Origin of the sequence: Silanimonas lenta DSM 16282 (genome assembly GCF_000429065.1) — a bacterium.
Taxonomy (GTDB): Bacteria; Pseudomonadota; Gammaproteobacteria; order Xanthomonadales; family Xanthomonadaceae; genus Silanimonas; species Silanimonas lenta.
Window position 1 is genome coordinate 64423 of record NZ_AUBD01000005.1, and the last position, 14319, is coordinate 78741.

Below are 14319 nucleotides of genomic sequence, written 5' to 3' on the forward strand. Positions count from 1 at the left end.
CGCTCAACCGGCATCGCCGCCGTCGCGGCGGTCGTAGGCGCGCACGATCTTCGCCACCAGCGGGTGGCGCACCACGTCCTTCGCCTCGAAGAAGCTGAAGCTGATGCCTTCCACCCCGCGCAGCACCTCCACGGCATCCTTGAGGCCGCTCTTCTGCTGGCGCGGCAGGTCGATCTGGGAAAGGTCGCCGGTGATCACCGCGGTGGTGCCGAAGCCGATGCGGGTCAGGAACATCTTCATCTGCTCGACCGTGGTGTTCTGCGCCTCGTCGAGGATCACGAAGGCATCGTTGAGCGTGCGACCGCGCATGTAGGCGAGCGGTGCCACCTCGATCACGTTGCGCTCCAGCAGCCGCGTCACCTTCTCCACGCCCAGCATTTCGTAGAGGGCGTCGTAGAGCGGGCGCAGATAGGGATCGACCTTCTGCGAAAGATCGCCGGGCAGGAAGCCGAGCTTTTCGCCCGCCTCCACCGCCGGACGCACCAGCAGGATGCGCTGTACCCGCGATTCGTTGAGGGCCTCCACCGCGCTGGCCACGGCAAGGTAGGTCTTGCCGGTGCCGGCCGGGCCGATGCCGAAGTTGATGTCGTGGGTGGCGATGGCATGCAGGTAGGCCGCCTGGTTGGCGCCGCGGCCGCGGATGGTGCCGCGCTTCACCTTGATCGCCACGTCCTGCGGGGCGAAGCCGAGGTCGCGTTCCTGCGCCGTCTCGTCGTCGGCGCCGAGCCGCAGGTGTACCGCCTCCGGCGTCAGCACCTCGGTCTCGGCATCCAGCCAGAGCTGGCGCAGCAGGCGTTCCGCCACGGCCGTGGCCTTCGCCGGGCCGTCGATGCGGAACACCCCGCCGCGGTTGGCGATCCTGACCCCGAGCCGCAGCTCGATCTGCCGCAGGTGCGCATCCAGCGGCCCGGCGAGGTTCGCCAGGCGCTCGCCATCGGCAGGTTCCAGGGTGAAATCACGCCGCATGCCGCTGCCCATCGCCGCGCCTTCCGCCATCGCCGGGGGCATCAGGCCGCCACCGTCTCGCGGGTGAGGATGCGGCCGCGCAGCGAGTTGGAGAGCGCCTCGGTGATCTCGACCTCCACGAACTGTCCGATCACCCGCGGCGGGGCAGGGAAGTTCACGAAGCGCATGTTCTCGGTGCGCCCGGTCACTTCCTCCGGATTTTTCTTCGAGGGGCCTTCCACCAGCACCGTCTGCACCGTGCCCACCATGGCCTCGGAGATGCGCCGCGCATTGGCGGTGATCGCGGCCTGCAGCCGCGAAAGACGGGCGCTCTTCACCTCGGCGGGCGTGTCGTCGGGCAGGCTGGCCGCCGGCGTGCCCGGACGCCGGGAGTAGATGAAGCTGAAGCTCTGGTCGAAGCCCACTTCCTCGATCAGCTTCATGGTCTGCTCGAAGTCGCGGTCGGTCTCGCCAGGAAAGCCGACGATGAAATCGGAGCTGATGCAGATGTCCGGCCTGGCCTCGCGCAGCCTGCGGATCTTGGCCTTGAACTCCAGCACCGTGTGGTTGCGCTTCATCGCCGCCAGGATGCGGTCCGAGCCCGACTGCACCGGCAGGTGCAGGAAGGAAGCGAGCTTCGGCACGTCGCGGTAGGCCTCCACCAGCGAGTCGGTGAACTCCAGCGGATGCGAGGTGGTGAAGCGGATGCGGCCGATGCCCTCGAACTCGGCGATGGCGCGGATGAGATCCGCGAGATCGGCCGTGCCGCCATCCTCGGTGGCGCCCCGGTAGGCATTCACGTTCTGCCCGAGCAGGGTGACCTCGCGCACGCCCTGCTCGGCGAGCTGGGCCACTTCCACCAGCACGTCCTCGAAGGGCCGGCTCACCTCCTCGCCGCGGGTGTAGGGCACCACGCAGAAACTGCAGTACTTGCTGCAGCCTTCCATGATCGAGACGAAGGCCGTGGGGCCTTCGGCACGCGGCTCCGGAAGCCGGTCGAACTTCTCGATCTCCGGGAAGGAGATGTCCACCTGCGGCCGCCCGCTCTCGCGCCGGGCCTCGATCAGGGCCGGCAGGCGGTGCAGGGTCTGCGGGCCGAACACGAGGTCGACGAAGGGCGCGCGCTTGATGATCGCCTCGCCCTCCTGCGAGGCCACGCAGCCGCCCACGCCGATCACGAGCTTCGGGTTGGCCTTCTTCAGCTCGCGCCAGCGGCCGAGCTGGGAGAACACCTTTTCCTGCGCCTTCTCGCGGATCGAGCAGGTATTGACGAGGATGACATCGGCCTCGGCCTCGTCGCTGGTGAGTTCCAGGCCATGTTCGGCGGCCAGCACGTCGGCCATCCTGGCCGAGTCGTACTCGTTCATCTGGCAGCCGTGGGTCTTGATGAAGAGCTTGCCGGGCATACGGCGCTTATTCCGTTCCGGTGGGTGGGGGCGCGATTGTACGCCCCGGCGGCGCCCGGGGCCCGAACATGGCCTGTCCGCGCGCCGCGGGGCTTGGCAGGCGGGCGGGGCGGGGGGACACTGCGCGCCATGCGGACCGCCCCCGCCCCCTTCCTGCGCCCGGCCCTCGCGGCCCTGGCCCTGCTCGGCCTCGGCCCGGCCCTGGCCGGCACCCTGTACCGCTGCGTCGGTGCCGACGGCATCTCGCACTACGGCAGCAAGCGCCTGCCGGGCATGCAGTGCACGGTGGCCGCGCAGTACCGGCCCGATCCGCGGCCGGCGATCCGCCCGGCCCCGCCGCCTACGCCTGCGCCTGCCTCCGCAGCGTCCGCGCCAGCGGCGGGGGGCGTGCCCGGCAGCGCCTCCATGGCCGCTCCGGGGCGGCGCGTCGAGTTCTCGAGCCTGCCGGGCGATGCCCCGCCTCTGGCCGCCCCGGCGGTGAAGGGCGCGCGGGTCACCCGCGGCGCGGTCTACACCTATGTGAAGGATGGCGTCACCCACTACACCAACGTCCGGCCGCAGAACGCCGGCGCCCCGGTGCGCACGCTCTTCACCTATGTCGAGACCTGCTATGCCTGCGCCGCGCTGCCGGGCGTGGACTTCAGCACGGTCAGGCTCAACACTACCGCCTATGCCGAGGAGATCCGCGCCGCGGCCCGGCAGCATGGGGTGGACGAGGCCCTGGTGCGGGCGGTGATGCATGCCGAGTCGGCCTTCAATCCCAACGCCCTCTCGCACAAGGGGGCGCAGGGGCTGATGCAGCTCATCCCGGCCACGGCACAGCGCTTCGGCGTGCAGGACCCCTTCGATCCGGCGCAGAACATCCGGGGTGGCGTGCAGTACCTGCGCTGGCTGCTCGACCGCTACAACAACGACACCACCCTCGCGGCCGCCGGTTACAACGCCGGCGAGGGCAATGTCGACCGCCACGGCGGCGTGCCGCCCTTCCAGGAAACCCAGCTCTACGTCTCCCGTGTGGCCACCCTTCACGCCCGCTACCGCGAGGCCCTGGCCGCAGGCGGCGGGGCCGCGGGCGCTGCCGCCGGGGCCGCGCCCTGAGGCCCTGGGCACGGGCAGGCAGCGTTGTCCGCCAAACAGGCGTTCGGCTACACTTCCGCCCTGCCGCGGCGGCCGGTTCTGGCCTTCCCGCAACCTCACGTCTAGCGAAGTTCGGAGAGCCGAATGGCCAACGAAGGGATCAATAACGGGCGTCGCCGGTTCCTCACCGCGACCACCGCCGTGGTGGGCGCCGCCGGCGCCGCCGCGGGGGGCTACGCCTTCCTCGCCTCCTGGAAGCCGAGCGCCCGCGCCCAGAGCGCCGGCGCGCCGGTCGTGGTGGACATCGGCAAGCTCGACCTCGAGCCCGGTGCCCGCATGATCGTGCAGTGGCGCGGCAAGCCGGTGTGGATCTTCAAGCGCAACGCCGAGCAGCTCGAGGCCCTGCCCACCCTTAACGCCCGCCTCGCCGACCCGGATTCGGCGAATGCCGACCAGACCCCGGCCTTCGCCAAGAACGAGACCCGCTCGCTCAAGCCCGAGATCGGCGTGCTGGTCGGTATCTGCACCCACCTCGGCTGCTCGCCGCTGTTCGTTCCCGAGCTGCAGCCGCAGGCCTTCGACAGCGAGTGGAAGGGCGGGTTCTACTGCCCCTGCCACAACTCGCGCTTCGACCTCGCCGGGCGCGTCTTCTCCGGCGTGCCCGCGCCCTCGAACCTCGAGGTCCCGCCCTACCACTTCGACCCGGCGAACCCCGACCGCATCGTGGTCGGCGTCGCCCCCGAGGGAGCCGCCTGATGAATGCCAAGCTCGAGCAGGCCGTCAACGGCGTCGTCGACTGGTTCAACCAGCGCACGCCCGGCCTGGTGCCGTTCTACAAGAAGCACATGTCGGAGTACTACGCTCCGAAGAACTTCAACTTCTGGTACTTCTTCGGTTCGCTGGCCCTGCTGGTGCTGGTGAACCAGATCGTCACCGGCATCTTCCTCACCATGCACTACAAGCCGAGCGCGGCGGAAGCCTTCGCCTCGGTCGAGTACATCATGCGTGACGTCGAGTTCGGCTGGCTGATCCGCTACATGCACAGCACCGGCGCCTCGCTGTTCTTCGTGGTGGTCTACCTGCACATGTTCCGGGCCCTGATCTACGGGTCCTACCAGAAGCCGCGCGAGCTGGTGTGGGTGCTCGGCATGTTCATCTTCCTCGTGCTGATGGCCGAGGCCTTCATGGGCTACGTGCTGCCCTGGGGCCAGATGTCGTACTGGGGCGCGCAGGTGATCATCAACCTGTTCTCCGCCATCCCGGTGGTGGGCACCGAGCTCACCGAGTGGATCCGCGGCGATTACCTGGTCTCCGACGCCACCCTCAACCGCTTCTTCGCCCTGCACGTCATCGCCCTGCCGCTCGTCATCCTGCTGCTGGTGGTACTGCACCTCGGCGCCCTGCACGAGGTGGGTTCCAACAACCCGGATGGCGTGGACATCAAGAAGGTGAAGGACAAGGCCACCGGCAAGCCGCTCGACGGCATCCCCTTCCACCCGTACTACACGGTGAAGGACATCTTCGGCGCCGGCTTCTTCCTGATCATCGCCAGCTTCATCGTGTTCTTCGCCCCGACCTTCGGCGATCTTTTCCTGGAGTTCGACAACTTCAACGAAGCCAACCCGCTGGTCACTCCGGAGCACATCAAGCCGGTGTGGTACTTCACGCCTTACTACGCCATGCTGCGCGCCGTCCCGGGCAAGCTGGCCGGCGTGATCGTGATGGGCGCGGCGGTGATGATCTTCTTCCTGCTGCCCTGGCTCGACCGCAGCAAGGTCCGCTCGCTGCGCTACCGCGGCTGGATCAGCAAGACCATGATCACGCTGTTCTGCATCAGCTTCGTGGTGCTCGGCTGGCTCGGCCTGCAGTCGGGTTCCGAGCTGCAGACCCTGGTGGCGCGCATCTGCACCGTCTTCTACTTCCTCTTCTTCATCACGATGCCGTTCTGGACGGCCATCGATCCGACCAAGCCGGTTCCGGAGCGGGTGACCTCGCATGCTTAAGTCGCGCCTTTTCGCCCTCCTGCTCGCCCTCGCCCCGGCCGCGGCCTTCGCCGCCGGCAACGTGAAGCTGCAGGACGCCCCGATCGACCTGTCCGACCGGGCCTCCCTGCAGCGGGGCGCCGGCCTGTTCATGAACTACTGCTCGGCCTGCCACTCCCTGCAGTACATGCGCTATTCGCGGCTTGCCGACGACCTCGGCCTGAGCCACGAGATGGTCGAGGAGTTCCTGGTCAAGGGCGACGCCAAGATCGGCGACCTGATGAAGACCGGCCTCGACAAGGGCGACGGCCAGGCCTGGTTCGGCAAGGCGCCGCCGGATCTCTCCACCACCGCCCGCGGCAAGATCGGCCAGGAGGACTGGATCTACACCTTCCTCAAGTCCTTCTATGTCGACGAGACCCGGCCGATGGGCTGGAACAACACCGTGCTCGCCGGCGCCAGCATGCCGAACGTACTCTGGGAACTCCAGGGCATCCAGCGCAAGACCGAGGATGGCTTCGTCATCCAGGAGCACGAGCGCGGTCGCCTGAGCCCGGCCGAGTACGAGCGCGCGATCGTCGATCTCACCGCCTTCCTCACCTATGTCGGCGAGCCGGCCCGCCTCAAGCGCGAGAGCATGGGCGCCTGGGTGGTGCTGTTCTTCGCCTTCTTCACCCTGCTGGCCTGGCTGCTGAAGAAGGAATACTGGCGCGACGTCCATTGACCGTCCGCCCGGCGGGGCGCCGGCCCCGCCGGGCCTCCGGCTCTGCCGGACCCTTGCGGCCGGCCGGGCTTTTGCGGCACGTTAGGGGATGTTGGGCCATCGACGCGGGGTCGAAGGCCACGTCGAAGGGAAGTGCCGATGGCTGCAAGCCCGCGTTTGCGCAACACCCTGACCTTGTTCTCCGCCAGGGACTGCGTTCTTTGCCACCGCGTCCGCCTGGTGCTCGCCGCGAAAGGCGTCCACTACGACCTGCTCCCGGTCGACCCGGCCAACCCGCCGGAAGACCTGATCGACCTCAACCCCTACCATTCCGTTCCCACCCTGGTGGAGCGGGACCTGGTGCTGTACTCGGCCTCGGTGGTCACCGAGTACCTCGACGAGCGCTACCCGCACCCGCCGCTGATGCCGATCGATCCGCTCTCGCGGGCGCGCCTGCGGCTCGCCATGCTGCGCCTCGAGCATGAGTGGGTGCCGCACGTGCAGGCGGCGCAGCAGGCCAGCACCAAGGCCCAGCTCGATGCGGCGAGGAAGCAGCTGCGCGATCTCGTGCTGGCCGCCCTGCCGCTGTTCAAGGCCTCGAAGTTCTTCCTCAACCCCGAGATGAGCCTGGCCGACTGCGCCATGGCCCCCATCATCTGGCGCCTGCCGGCCCTGGGCGTGGTGCTGCCGAAGGAGGCCAAGCCGATCGAGGACTACGGCATGCGGATCTTCCGCAACCCTGGCTTCCTGCGCAGCCTGACCCCGGAAGAGAAGGCGCTGCGCGAACTGCCCGCATGAGCGATGCCAAACCGCCCCTGATGACCTCGAACCGCCCGTACCTGCTGCGGGCGATGCACGAGTGGATCGTGGACAACGGCATGACCCCCTACCTGCTGGTCGATGCCCGCCACGAGGGCGTGCGGGTGCCACCCTCGGCGGTCAAGGATGGCCGGGTGGTGCTGAACATCGCCGCCCGCGCCGTGGCCCAGCTGCAGCTCGGCAACCGCGAGGTGAGCTTCATGGCGCGCTTCGGCGGCGTCAGCCATTCCGTGGTGGTGCCGGTGGCCGCCGTGCTCGCGGTCTATGCCCAGGAGACCGGCCAGGGCATGGGCCTGCCCCCGGACGAGGGCGAGGTCGCCCCGCCCGAAGACCCCAGCGGGCCTTCGACCAGCCCCGAGCCGCCGAAGCGGGGTGGCCACCTGCGCATCATCAAGTAGCCGGGAAGCCCTCAGCGGCCGACGTAGACCAGCGGTGGCGGGCGCTCCGGCCCCACCAGGGACAGCAGCCGCCTGCCGAACAGGCTGATGCGGCCCAGCTGCCGCTCCTCGCCGCTGTGGGAGAACTCGAAGTCGAAGTCGCGCCGCCAGCCGAGCCGTCCGTCCTCGCCGCGCTGCAGGCGCTTGCGCACCCGCTGCACGTTCTGGTCGAGCCAGATCACCCCGGCCTGTTCGCAGGCCTGGCGGGCGAGACGGGTGGCCTGGTCGGCGGCCTGGCGGTCGGCCCACCAGTTCCAGGCGAAGGCGGCGGCGGCACCGAGGCCGAGCAGGGTCAGGGTATCCATGCCGCCGAACATGGAGGCCGCCTGCGGCGGGTGCAAGCCCCCTGGGGAGGGTGACGACGGCCGTGGCGCCCGGCACACTGTGTGCCCAGGGCCTGCGCTGCGCGGGCAAGACATCGCGACGGGGGAAGCGGATGAAGCTGGTGTTTCCGAACGGCGAGCATGCGACCGTGCTGCTCAGCATGGGAGTCAACCGCATCGGCAGCGATCCGGAGGGGGCGGTGGTGCTGGCCCTGCCCGGCATCGAGCACAGGCATTTCGAGATCCATGTCACCAGCACCGGCGCCAACCTGCAGAAGCCCGAGGGCAGCGGGCCCGTCACGGTGAACGGCAAGCCGGTGAACGAGCTCATCGCCCTGCGCACCGGCGACCTCGTGGGCTTCGGCCCGGTCACGGTGAAGTTCGTGGCCTCGGAGCCGGCCCGGGCCAGCAGTGGTGCCGCGGGCGGCGTCTTGCCGGCCTCGGTGGTGGCGGCCGCGCAGGCCATGGCGCTGGATGGCGACACCGGCGCCACCCGGGTGCGCGCCGCGCCGCCCAAGTTCGTGCTGCGCGGGGTCTCGGGCACCACCTTCGGCAAGATGTACGGGGTGCCAGGACCGATGACCATCGGCCGCTCCGCCGAATGCGACATCAGCATCCCGGTGGACGAGATCTCGCGCCGCCATGCGCTGGTGAAGCCCAATGCCCAGGGCCTGCTGGTGGAAGACCTGGGCTCCTCGAACGGCACCTACATCAACAACAAGCGGGTGCAGACCGGCCAACTGCTGCCCGGCGACGAACTCCGCCTCGACCAGGTGCGGCTGATCCTGATCGCCCCCGGCATGGAGATCCAGCAGGTACAGCAGAAGACCGCGCCGGCGGCGCCGGCATCGGCGGCGGCTGCGGGCGTGCCGGGCTGGGTGAAGGCGGTGGCGGGCGTGGTGATCGCAGGCTCGCTCGCCCTCATCGCCTGGCTGGCGCTGGGACGCTGATCCTGAGCGAGAGGTCGATGGCGCGCACGTGCTTGGTGAGCGCCCCGACCGAGACGTAATCGACGCCGGTGGCGGCCAGCGCCGGCAGCCGCTCCAGCGAGACGCCGCCGGAGACTTCCAGCGGCACCCGGCCGGCGGCACGGCGCACCGCCTCGGCCAGCATGGGCTCGTCGAAGTCGTCCACGAGGATGCGGCTGCAGCCGGTGGCCAGCGCCTCCTCGAGCTCGTCCAGGGTCTCCACCTCGATGATCAGCGGCAGCCCCGGGTGCAGGGCCCGGGCGCGGCGCGCCGCCTCGGTGATCGAGCCGGCGGCGGCGATGTGGTTCTCCTTCAGCATCACCGCATCGTGCAGGCCCATGCGGTGGTTCACCCCGCCGCCGACCCGCACTGCGTACTTCTGGGCGAGCCGCAGCCCCGGCAGGGTCTTGCGGGTGTCGAGTACGCGGGTGCGGCTGCCGGCGAGGGCGGCCACGTAGCGCGCGGTGGTGGTGGCGGTGGCCGAGAGGGTCTGCAGGAAGTTGAGCGCGGTGCGCTCCGCGCTCACCAGTGCCCGGCTGCGGCCGCGCAGGGTGCAGAGCCGGGTGCCGGGAGCGACGTGCTCGCCCTCGGCCACGGCCCAGTCGATCACCATGGCCGGGTCGAGCGCGTGGAAGCAGGCGTCGAACCAGGGCCGGCCGGCGATCACCGCCGCCTCCCTGCACACCACGAAGGCTTCGGCGGGGCCGTCCTCGAGCAGCTGCGCGGTGGCATCGCCGGGGCCGAGGTCTTCGGCCAGCGCCGCCCGCACCTGCGCCCCGACCTCGGCCGGGTCGGGCGGCGCCACGGCGGGGCGGGACGGATCAGCGGGCGGCGAGGCCATCGATGCCGGCGGTCTGCAGCCGCTCGTCCTCGAGCAGCACCGGGATCCCGTCGTCGATGCGGTAGACGCTGCGGCCATCGCGGGTGGCCAGCGCGTCAGACAGCAGCTCGGTCTGGAAGCGCCCGTCGCCGCGCAGCACCTCATTGCGGGCGATGGCGGCATTCACCGCCTCGCGCTGGCGGGCGTCGAGCCGGTGCAGGGGCTGGTGGGTGGCCGGGCAGACCAGCAGGTCGAGCAGCGAGCGGTCCATGCGGGGATGGCTGGGGCGCGTCGGGGAGAAGGGTCTAGAATACGCTTTTGCCGGAGAGGCTCGCCATGCAGGCTGCTGGACAGGACACCGCGCACGCGACTCCGCGGGTAGGCGTGGTGATGGGGTCGCGTTCCGACTGGGAGACGATGCAGCACGCCGTCGAACGGCTGCAGCGCTTGGGCGTGCCGCACGAGGTGCGGGTGGTGAGCGCGCACCGCACCCCCGACCTGCTGTTCCAGTACGCCGAACAGGCCGCCGCACGCGGCCTGCGCGCCATCATCGCCGGGGCCGGCGGCGCCGCCCACCTGCCGGGCATGCTGGCGGCCAAGACCGCCGTGCCGGTGCTCGGCGTGCCGGTGCAGAGCAAGGCGCTGAACGGCCTCGATTCCCTGCTCTCGATCGTACAGATGCCGGCCGGCATCCCGGTGGCCACCTTCGCCATCGGCGCGGCCGGCGCGGCCAATGCCGGGCTGTTCGCCGCCGCCCTGCTGGCGCACGAGCACCCGGCCATCGCCGCGGCGCTCGAGGCTTTCCGCCGCGAGCAGACCGAGGCCGTGCTGGCCCAGCCGGACCCGCGGGCATGAGCACCGTCGGCATCCTCGGCGGCGGCCAGCTCGCGCGCATGCTGGCGCTGGCGGGCGCGCCGCTCGGCCTGCGCTTCCTGGTGATGGACACCAGCGCCGAGGCCTGCGCCGGGCAGTTCGTCCCGATGGTGGTGGGCGACTGGCGCGACGAGGCGGCGCTGGCCGAGTTCGCCCGCCGGGTCGATGTCGCCACCTTCGATTTCGAGAACGTGCCGGCCGAGAGCGCCGAGTGGCTGGCGGCGCGCATCCCGGTGTTCCCGGCCCCGCGCGCGCTGGCCGTGGCCCAGGACCGGCTGGCCGAGAAGACCCTGTTCAACGAACTCGGCATCGCCACCCCGGCCTTCGCCGCGGTGGATTCGAAGGACTCGCTGGCGGCGGCGGTGGCCCGCATCGGCACGCCCTGCATCCTCAAGACCCGCCGCCTCGGCTACGACGGCAAGGGGCAGTTCCGCCTGAAGTCGCATGAGGACCTCGAGGCCGCCTGGCAGACGCTGGGGCCGCAGGCCGCCAGCGTGGGCCTGATCCTCGAGGCCTTCGTGCCCTTCGAGCGCGAGGTCTCGGTGGTGGCGGTGCGTGGCCGCGACGGTGCGTTCCGGGCCTGGCCGCTCACCGAGAACTGGCACCGCATGGGCATCCTCTCGGCCTCGATGGCGCCGGCCGCCGGGGCCGGGGAACTGGCGCCGCGGGCCGTGGCCCATGCCCGCACCGTGGCCGAGGCGCTCGACTACGTCGGCGTGTTCGCCCTCGAGCTCTTCGTGCAGGGAGGCGAGCTTCTGGCCAACGAGATGGCGCCGCGGGTACACAACTCCGGGCACTGGACGATCGAGGGCGCCGAGACCTCGCAGTTCCAGAACCACCTGCGCGCCGTGCTCGGCCTGCCGCTCGGCGAGACCGCCGCACTCGGCCACAGCGTGATGCTGAACTGGGTGGGCGAGCTTCCGCCAGCGGCACCGCTGCTTTCCAGCCCGGCCGGGCACTGGCACGACTACGGCAAGTCGCCGCGTGCCGGGCGCAAGGTGGGGCATGCCACCCTGCGGGCCGATGACCGCGCCACACTGGCCGCGGAACTGCAGCGGGTGGCATCGGCGCTGGGCCGCGAGGCGGAGTTCGCCCCGGTACTGGCGCGGCTGCGCGGCTGAAGGGCTTTCGCCGCGCCTTCAGCGCGGGAACACCACCACATGGGCGAGGTCGGGGCGCAGGCGCACCCGCTGCCCGGGCCGGAAGCGGGCATGGCTCGGCGCCAGCGCGCTGAGTTCGGTGCCGTCGTCGAGCCGCAGGTGGTGCATCGATTCGGCGCCGTGGAACACCACCTCGCCGACCGTGGCTTCGGTCTCGCCCTCGCCCAGCACCAGGTCATCGGGACGCACCAGCAGCAGGCCCTCGTCGCCGAAGCCGGCGCCGCCGGCCGGCAGGGGCAGGGGGCCGAAGGGGGTGGCGATGCGCCCGCCCTCCAGCCGCCGCACCGGCAGCAGCCTCCCGTCGCCGACGAAGCGCGCCACGTCGGCATCGGCCGGGCGGTGGTAGAGCTCGTAGCCTTCCGTCCATTGCGCTAGTCGCCCACGCAGCATCACGCCGACGGTATCGGCGAAGGCGAAGGCCTCGTCCTGGTCGTGGGTCACCAAGAGGGCGGCGGTGCCCTCGGCCTTCAGCACCGCCCGCAGCTCGTCGCGCAGGCGCGGCCGCAGGTCGGCATCGAGGCTGGAGAAGGGTTCGTCGAGCAGCAGCAGGTCGGGCCTCGGGGCCAGCGCACGGGCCAGGGCCACGCGCTGCTGCTGGCCGCCCGAGAGCTGGTGCGGCAGGCGGCGTTCGAGGCCGGAAAGGCCGAGGCGCGCCAGCAGCCCGGCCACCCGGGCCTCGCGCTCCGCCCGCGGCTGGCGCGAGAGCCCGAAGCCGACGTTGCCGGCCACCGTGAGGTGGGGGAAGAGGGCGAGGTCCTGGAAGACGAAGCCGAGGCCGCGTTTCTCCGGCGGCAGGCGGCTGGCATCGGCGCCGCGCAGCCGTATCTGCCCGGCCGCCGGGGGGTGCAGGCCGGCGATCACCCGCAGCAGGGTGGTCTTGCCACTGCCCGAGGGGCCGAGCAGGGCGCCGAGGCCGCCGCGCGGCAGGGCGAGGCTCACATCCCCGAACACGCGCTGGCCGCCATGGGCGGCGGCCAGCGCTTCGACCTCGAGCAGGGCGTCTGCCATCAACGCATCTGGCGGGCGACGAAGTCCCAGTTCACCAGGTTCCAGAAGGCCTCGACGTACTTGGCGCGGGCATTGCGGTAGTCGACGTAGTAGGCGTGCTCCCACACGTCGCAGGTCAGCAGCGGGGTATCGGCGCCAGTGATCGGGGTGGCGGCGTTCGAGGTCGAGACCAGCGCCAGCGTGCCGTCCGGGCGCTGCACCAGCCAGGCCCAGCCCGAACCGAAGGTGGTGAGCGCGGTCTGGGTGAACTGCTCCTTGAAGGCGGCAAAGGAGCCGAAGGCGGCATTGATGGCCTCGGCCAGCCGGCCGGTGGGCTCGCCGCCGCCGCCGGGCTTCAGGCAGTTCCAGTAGAAGGTGTGGTTCCACACCTGCGCGGCGTTGTTGAACATGCCGCCCTGCGACTTCTTCACGATGCTCTCGAGGTCCATGGCCTCGAACTCGGTGCCGGCGATCTGCTTGTTGAGGTTGTCCACGTAGGCCTGGTGGTGCTTGCCGTAGTGGAAGTCGATGGTCTCGGCCGAGATGTGCGGGGCAAGGGCGTCGCGGGCGTAGGGCAGGGGGGGCAGGGTGATGGCCATGGGGCTCTCCGGTGGCGGATGGCGTGGAAGGGGGAGGCGGTAGCACCGCCTCAGGGGCTAAAATCATAGCCTGTGCGGCGCCGGCCACCGGTGCCGGTGTCGTGAACACCCGGAGGGACGCCGATGGCGGTGACGGAACGGATCAGGGCGGAACTCGAAGCGCACCCGGTGGTGCTCTACATGAAGGGCACGCCGGAGTTCCCGATGTGCGGCTATTCGCAGCGCGCCGTCGAGGCCCTGCGCGCCGCCGGCGCCACCCGGCTGCACACGGTCAACGTGATGGCCGATCCCGAGATCCGGGCCGCGCTGCCGCGCTATTCCAACTGGCCCACCTTCCCTCAGCTGTTCGTGCAGGGGGAGCTGATCGGCGGCGCCGACATCATCGTCGAGCTGGCCGAGGCCGGCGAGCTGGCGCGCATCGTCGCCGAGGCGCAGGCGGCATGAGCGAGTTCGTGCCCTTCCCCGAGGTGGTGCCGCAGCCCCTGAAGGATCGCGTGGTGCTGATCACCGGCGCCCATGGCGGTCTCGGGGCCGAGGCCGCGAAGGCCTGCGCCCGCGCCGGCGCCACCGTGGTGCTGCTGGGGCGGCGGGTGCCCAAGCTCGGCCGGGTGTACGACGCCCTCAAGGCCCTCGGCCCGGAGCCGGCGCTCTATCCCATGGACCTCGCCGGCGCCGATCCGGCCGACATGGAAACCCTGGCCGACACCATCGAACGCGAGCTGGGGCGGCTCGATGGCCTGCTGCACTGCGCCGCCGACTTCGCTGGCCTCACGCCGCTGGAGAACACCCCGCCCGAGCAGTTCGCCCGCCAGGTGCAGGTGAACCTCAACGCCCGCTGGTTCCTCACCCAGGCCTGCCTGCCCCTGCTGCACAAGGCCCCGGATGCCGCCGTGGTCTTCGTGCTCGATGGGCCGGAGCGGGTGCTGCGGCCCTACTGGGGCGCCTATGGCATCACCCAGGCCGCCGGCGAGGCCCTGGTGCGCCTGCTGCATGCCGAGACCGACCGTTCGACGGTGCGGGTGAGCGGCCTGCAGCCCGGCCCCATGCGCACCGCCCTGCGCAGCCGCGCCTTCGTCGACGAGGCCATGCTGCGCGTGCCCGGCCCCGAGGCCTATGCCGGGGCCTGCGTGCACCTGCTCTCGCCTGCGGGCGCGGAACAGCGCGGCCGCATCCACGTCCCCGCCCCGGCCTCGCCGGCTGCCACCGCGACCGCCTGAAGG

The 14319-nt window shown here is 70.9% G+C and carries 18 protein-coding genes; 11 read left to right on the plus strand and 7 right to left on the minus strand.

Features of this window, described 5'->3' with window-relative positions:
* Positions 1-3: 3 nt before the first annotated feature.
* On the minus strand, positions 4-1008 hold the full coding sequence (locus G408_RS0102915) for a PhoH family protein (protein WP_425423334.1): 1005 nt from the start codon (positions 1006-1008) through the stop codon (positions 4-6).
* Positions 1008-2351 (minus strand): tRNA (N6-isopentenyl adenosine(37)-C2)-methylthiotransferase MiaB, encoded by a 1344-nt coding sequence (gene miaB / locus G408_RS12895; protein WP_037412051.1) that lies wholly within the window; start codon positions 2349-2351, stop codon positions 1008-1010. Before miaB ends, G408_RS0102915 begins: the two co-directional genes overlap by 1 nt.
* Before the next feature lie 129 nt (positions 2352-2480).
* Here miaB and G408_RS12900 point away from each other — a divergent pair, with 129 nt between their 5' ends.
* From G408_RS12900 to G408_RS0102950, 6 genes are all read left to right on the plus strand, one after another.
* Complete coding sequence (locus tag G408_RS12900) at positions 2481-3449, plus strand: lytic transglycosylase domain-containing protein (RefSeq protein WP_084628036.1); 969 nt, start codon at positions 2481-2483, stop codon at positions 3447-3449.
* A gap of 123 nt (positions 3450-3572) precedes the next feature.
* Positions 3573-4184 (plus strand): ubiquinol-cytochrome c reductase iron-sulfur subunit, encoded by a 612-nt coding sequence (petA, locus tag G408_RS0102930; RefSeq protein WP_028769866.1) that lies wholly within the window; start codon positions 3573-3575, stop codon positions 4182-4184.
* Positions 4184-5431, plus strand: coding sequence for a cytochrome b (locus G408_RS0102935; protein ID WP_028769867.1), 1248 nt, complete (start codon positions 4184-4186; stop codon positions 5429-5431). The genes petA and G408_RS0102935 overlap by 1 nt, the downstream gene beginning before the upstream one ends.
* Positions 5424-6134: a cytochrome c1 gene (locus tag G408_RS0102940; protein WP_028769868.1), complete on the plus strand. Its 711-nt coding sequence runs from the start codon at positions 5424-5426 to the stop codon at positions 6132-6134. Before G408_RS0102935 ends, G408_RS0102940 begins: the two co-directional genes overlap by 8 nt.
* A 138-nt stretch (positions 6135-6272) precedes the next feature.
* A complete protein-coding gene (locus G408_RS0102945; protein WP_028769869.1) occupies positions 6273-6911 on the plus strand; it encodes a glutathione S-transferase N-terminal domain-containing protein in 639 nt (212 codons plus the stop codon).
* Positions 6908-7330, plus strand: coding sequence for a ClpXP protease specificity-enhancing factor (locus tag G408_RS0102950; RefSeq protein ID WP_028769870.1), 423 nt, complete (start codon positions 6908-6910; stop codon positions 7328-7330). The genes G408_RS0102945 and G408_RS0102950 overlap by 4 nt, the downstream gene beginning before the upstream one ends.
* An 11-nt stretch (positions 7331-7341) precedes the next feature.
* Here the strand turns inward: G408_RS0102950 and G408_RS0102955 are convergent, their stop codons facing one another.
* Positions 7342-7674 carry a DUF3301 domain-containing protein gene (locus tag G408_RS0102955; RefSeq protein WP_028769871.1) on the minus strand — a complete coding sequence of 111 codons (333 nt, stop codon included), beginning with the start codon at positions 7672-7674 and terminating at the stop codon, positions 7342-7344.
* 131 nt (positions 7675-7805) lie between these two features.
* Here G408_RS0102955 and G408_RS0102960 point away from each other — a divergent pair, with 131 nt between their 5' ends.
* Entirely contained in the window at positions 7806-8642 is an 837-nt protein-coding gene (locus G408_RS0102960; RefSeq protein ID WP_028769872.1) for an FHA domain-containing protein, read from the plus strand.
* Here G408_RS0102960 and nadC read toward each other — a convergent pair.
* Entirely contained in the window at positions 8614-9501 is an 888-nt protein-coding gene (nadC, locus tag G408_RS0102965) for a carboxylating nicotinate-nucleotide diphosphorylase (RefSeq protein ID WP_051282552.1), read from the minus strand. The genes G408_RS0102960 and nadC overlap by 29 nt on opposite strands.
* Positions 9482-9751: a Trm112 family protein gene (locus G408_RS0102970; RefSeq protein WP_028769874.1), complete on the minus strand. Its 270-nt coding sequence runs from the start codon at positions 9749-9751 to the stop codon at positions 9482-9484. The genes nadC and G408_RS0102970 overlap by 20 nt, the downstream gene beginning before the upstream one ends.
* Before the next feature lie 65 nt (positions 9752-9816).
* Here G408_RS0102970 and purE point away from each other — a divergent pair, with 65 nt between their 5' ends.
* Both purE and G408_RS0102980 read left to right on the plus strand, forming a co-directional pair.
* Positions 9817-10335 carry a 5-(carboxyamino)imidazole ribonucleotide mutase gene (gene purE, locus G408_RS0102975; RefSeq protein WP_037412053.1) on the plus strand — a complete coding sequence of 173 codons (519 nt, stop codon included), beginning with the start codon at positions 9817-9819 and terminating at the stop codon, positions 10333-10335.
* Positions 10332-11474, plus strand: a complete 1143-nt coding sequence (locus tag G408_RS0102980) for a 5-(carboxyamino)imidazole ribonucleotide synthase (protein ID WP_028769876.1) — start codon at positions 10332-10334, stop codon at positions 11472-11474. The genes purE and G408_RS0102980 overlap by 4 nt, the downstream gene beginning before the upstream one ends.
* 18 nt (positions 11475-11492) lie before the next feature.
* Here the strand turns inward: G408_RS0102980 and G408_RS0102985 are convergent, their stop codons facing one another.
* Positions 11493-12521, minus strand: coding sequence for an ABC transporter ATP-binding protein (locus G408_RS0102985; protein ID WP_051282553.1), 1029 nt, complete (start codon positions 12519-12521; stop codon positions 11493-11495).
* Positions 12521-13099, minus strand: a complete 579-nt coding sequence (locus tag G408_RS0102990; RefSeq protein ID WP_028769878.1) for a superoxide dismutase — start codon at positions 13097-13099, stop codon at positions 12521-12523. Before G408_RS0102990 ends, G408_RS0102985 begins: the two co-directional genes overlap by 1 nt.
* A gap of 123 nt (positions 13100-13222) precedes the next feature.
* On the opposite strand from G408_RS0102990, the gene grxD reads away from it, so the two are divergent.
* Together grxD and G408_RS0103000 are read left to right on the plus strand one after the other, a co-directional pair.
* Positions 13223-13543, plus strand: coding sequence for a Grx4 family monothiol glutaredoxin (grxD, locus tag G408_RS0102995; protein ID WP_028769879.1), 321 nt, complete (start codon positions 13223-13225; stop codon positions 13541-13543).
* Positions 13540-14316 (plus strand): SDR family NAD(P)-dependent oxidoreductase, encoded by a 777-nt coding sequence (locus G408_RS0103000; RefSeq protein ID WP_051282554.1) that lies wholly within the window; start codon positions 13540-13542, stop codon positions 14314-14316. Before grxD ends, G408_RS0103000 begins: the two co-directional genes overlap by 4 nt.
* Positions 14317-14319 lie beyond the last annotated feature (3 nt).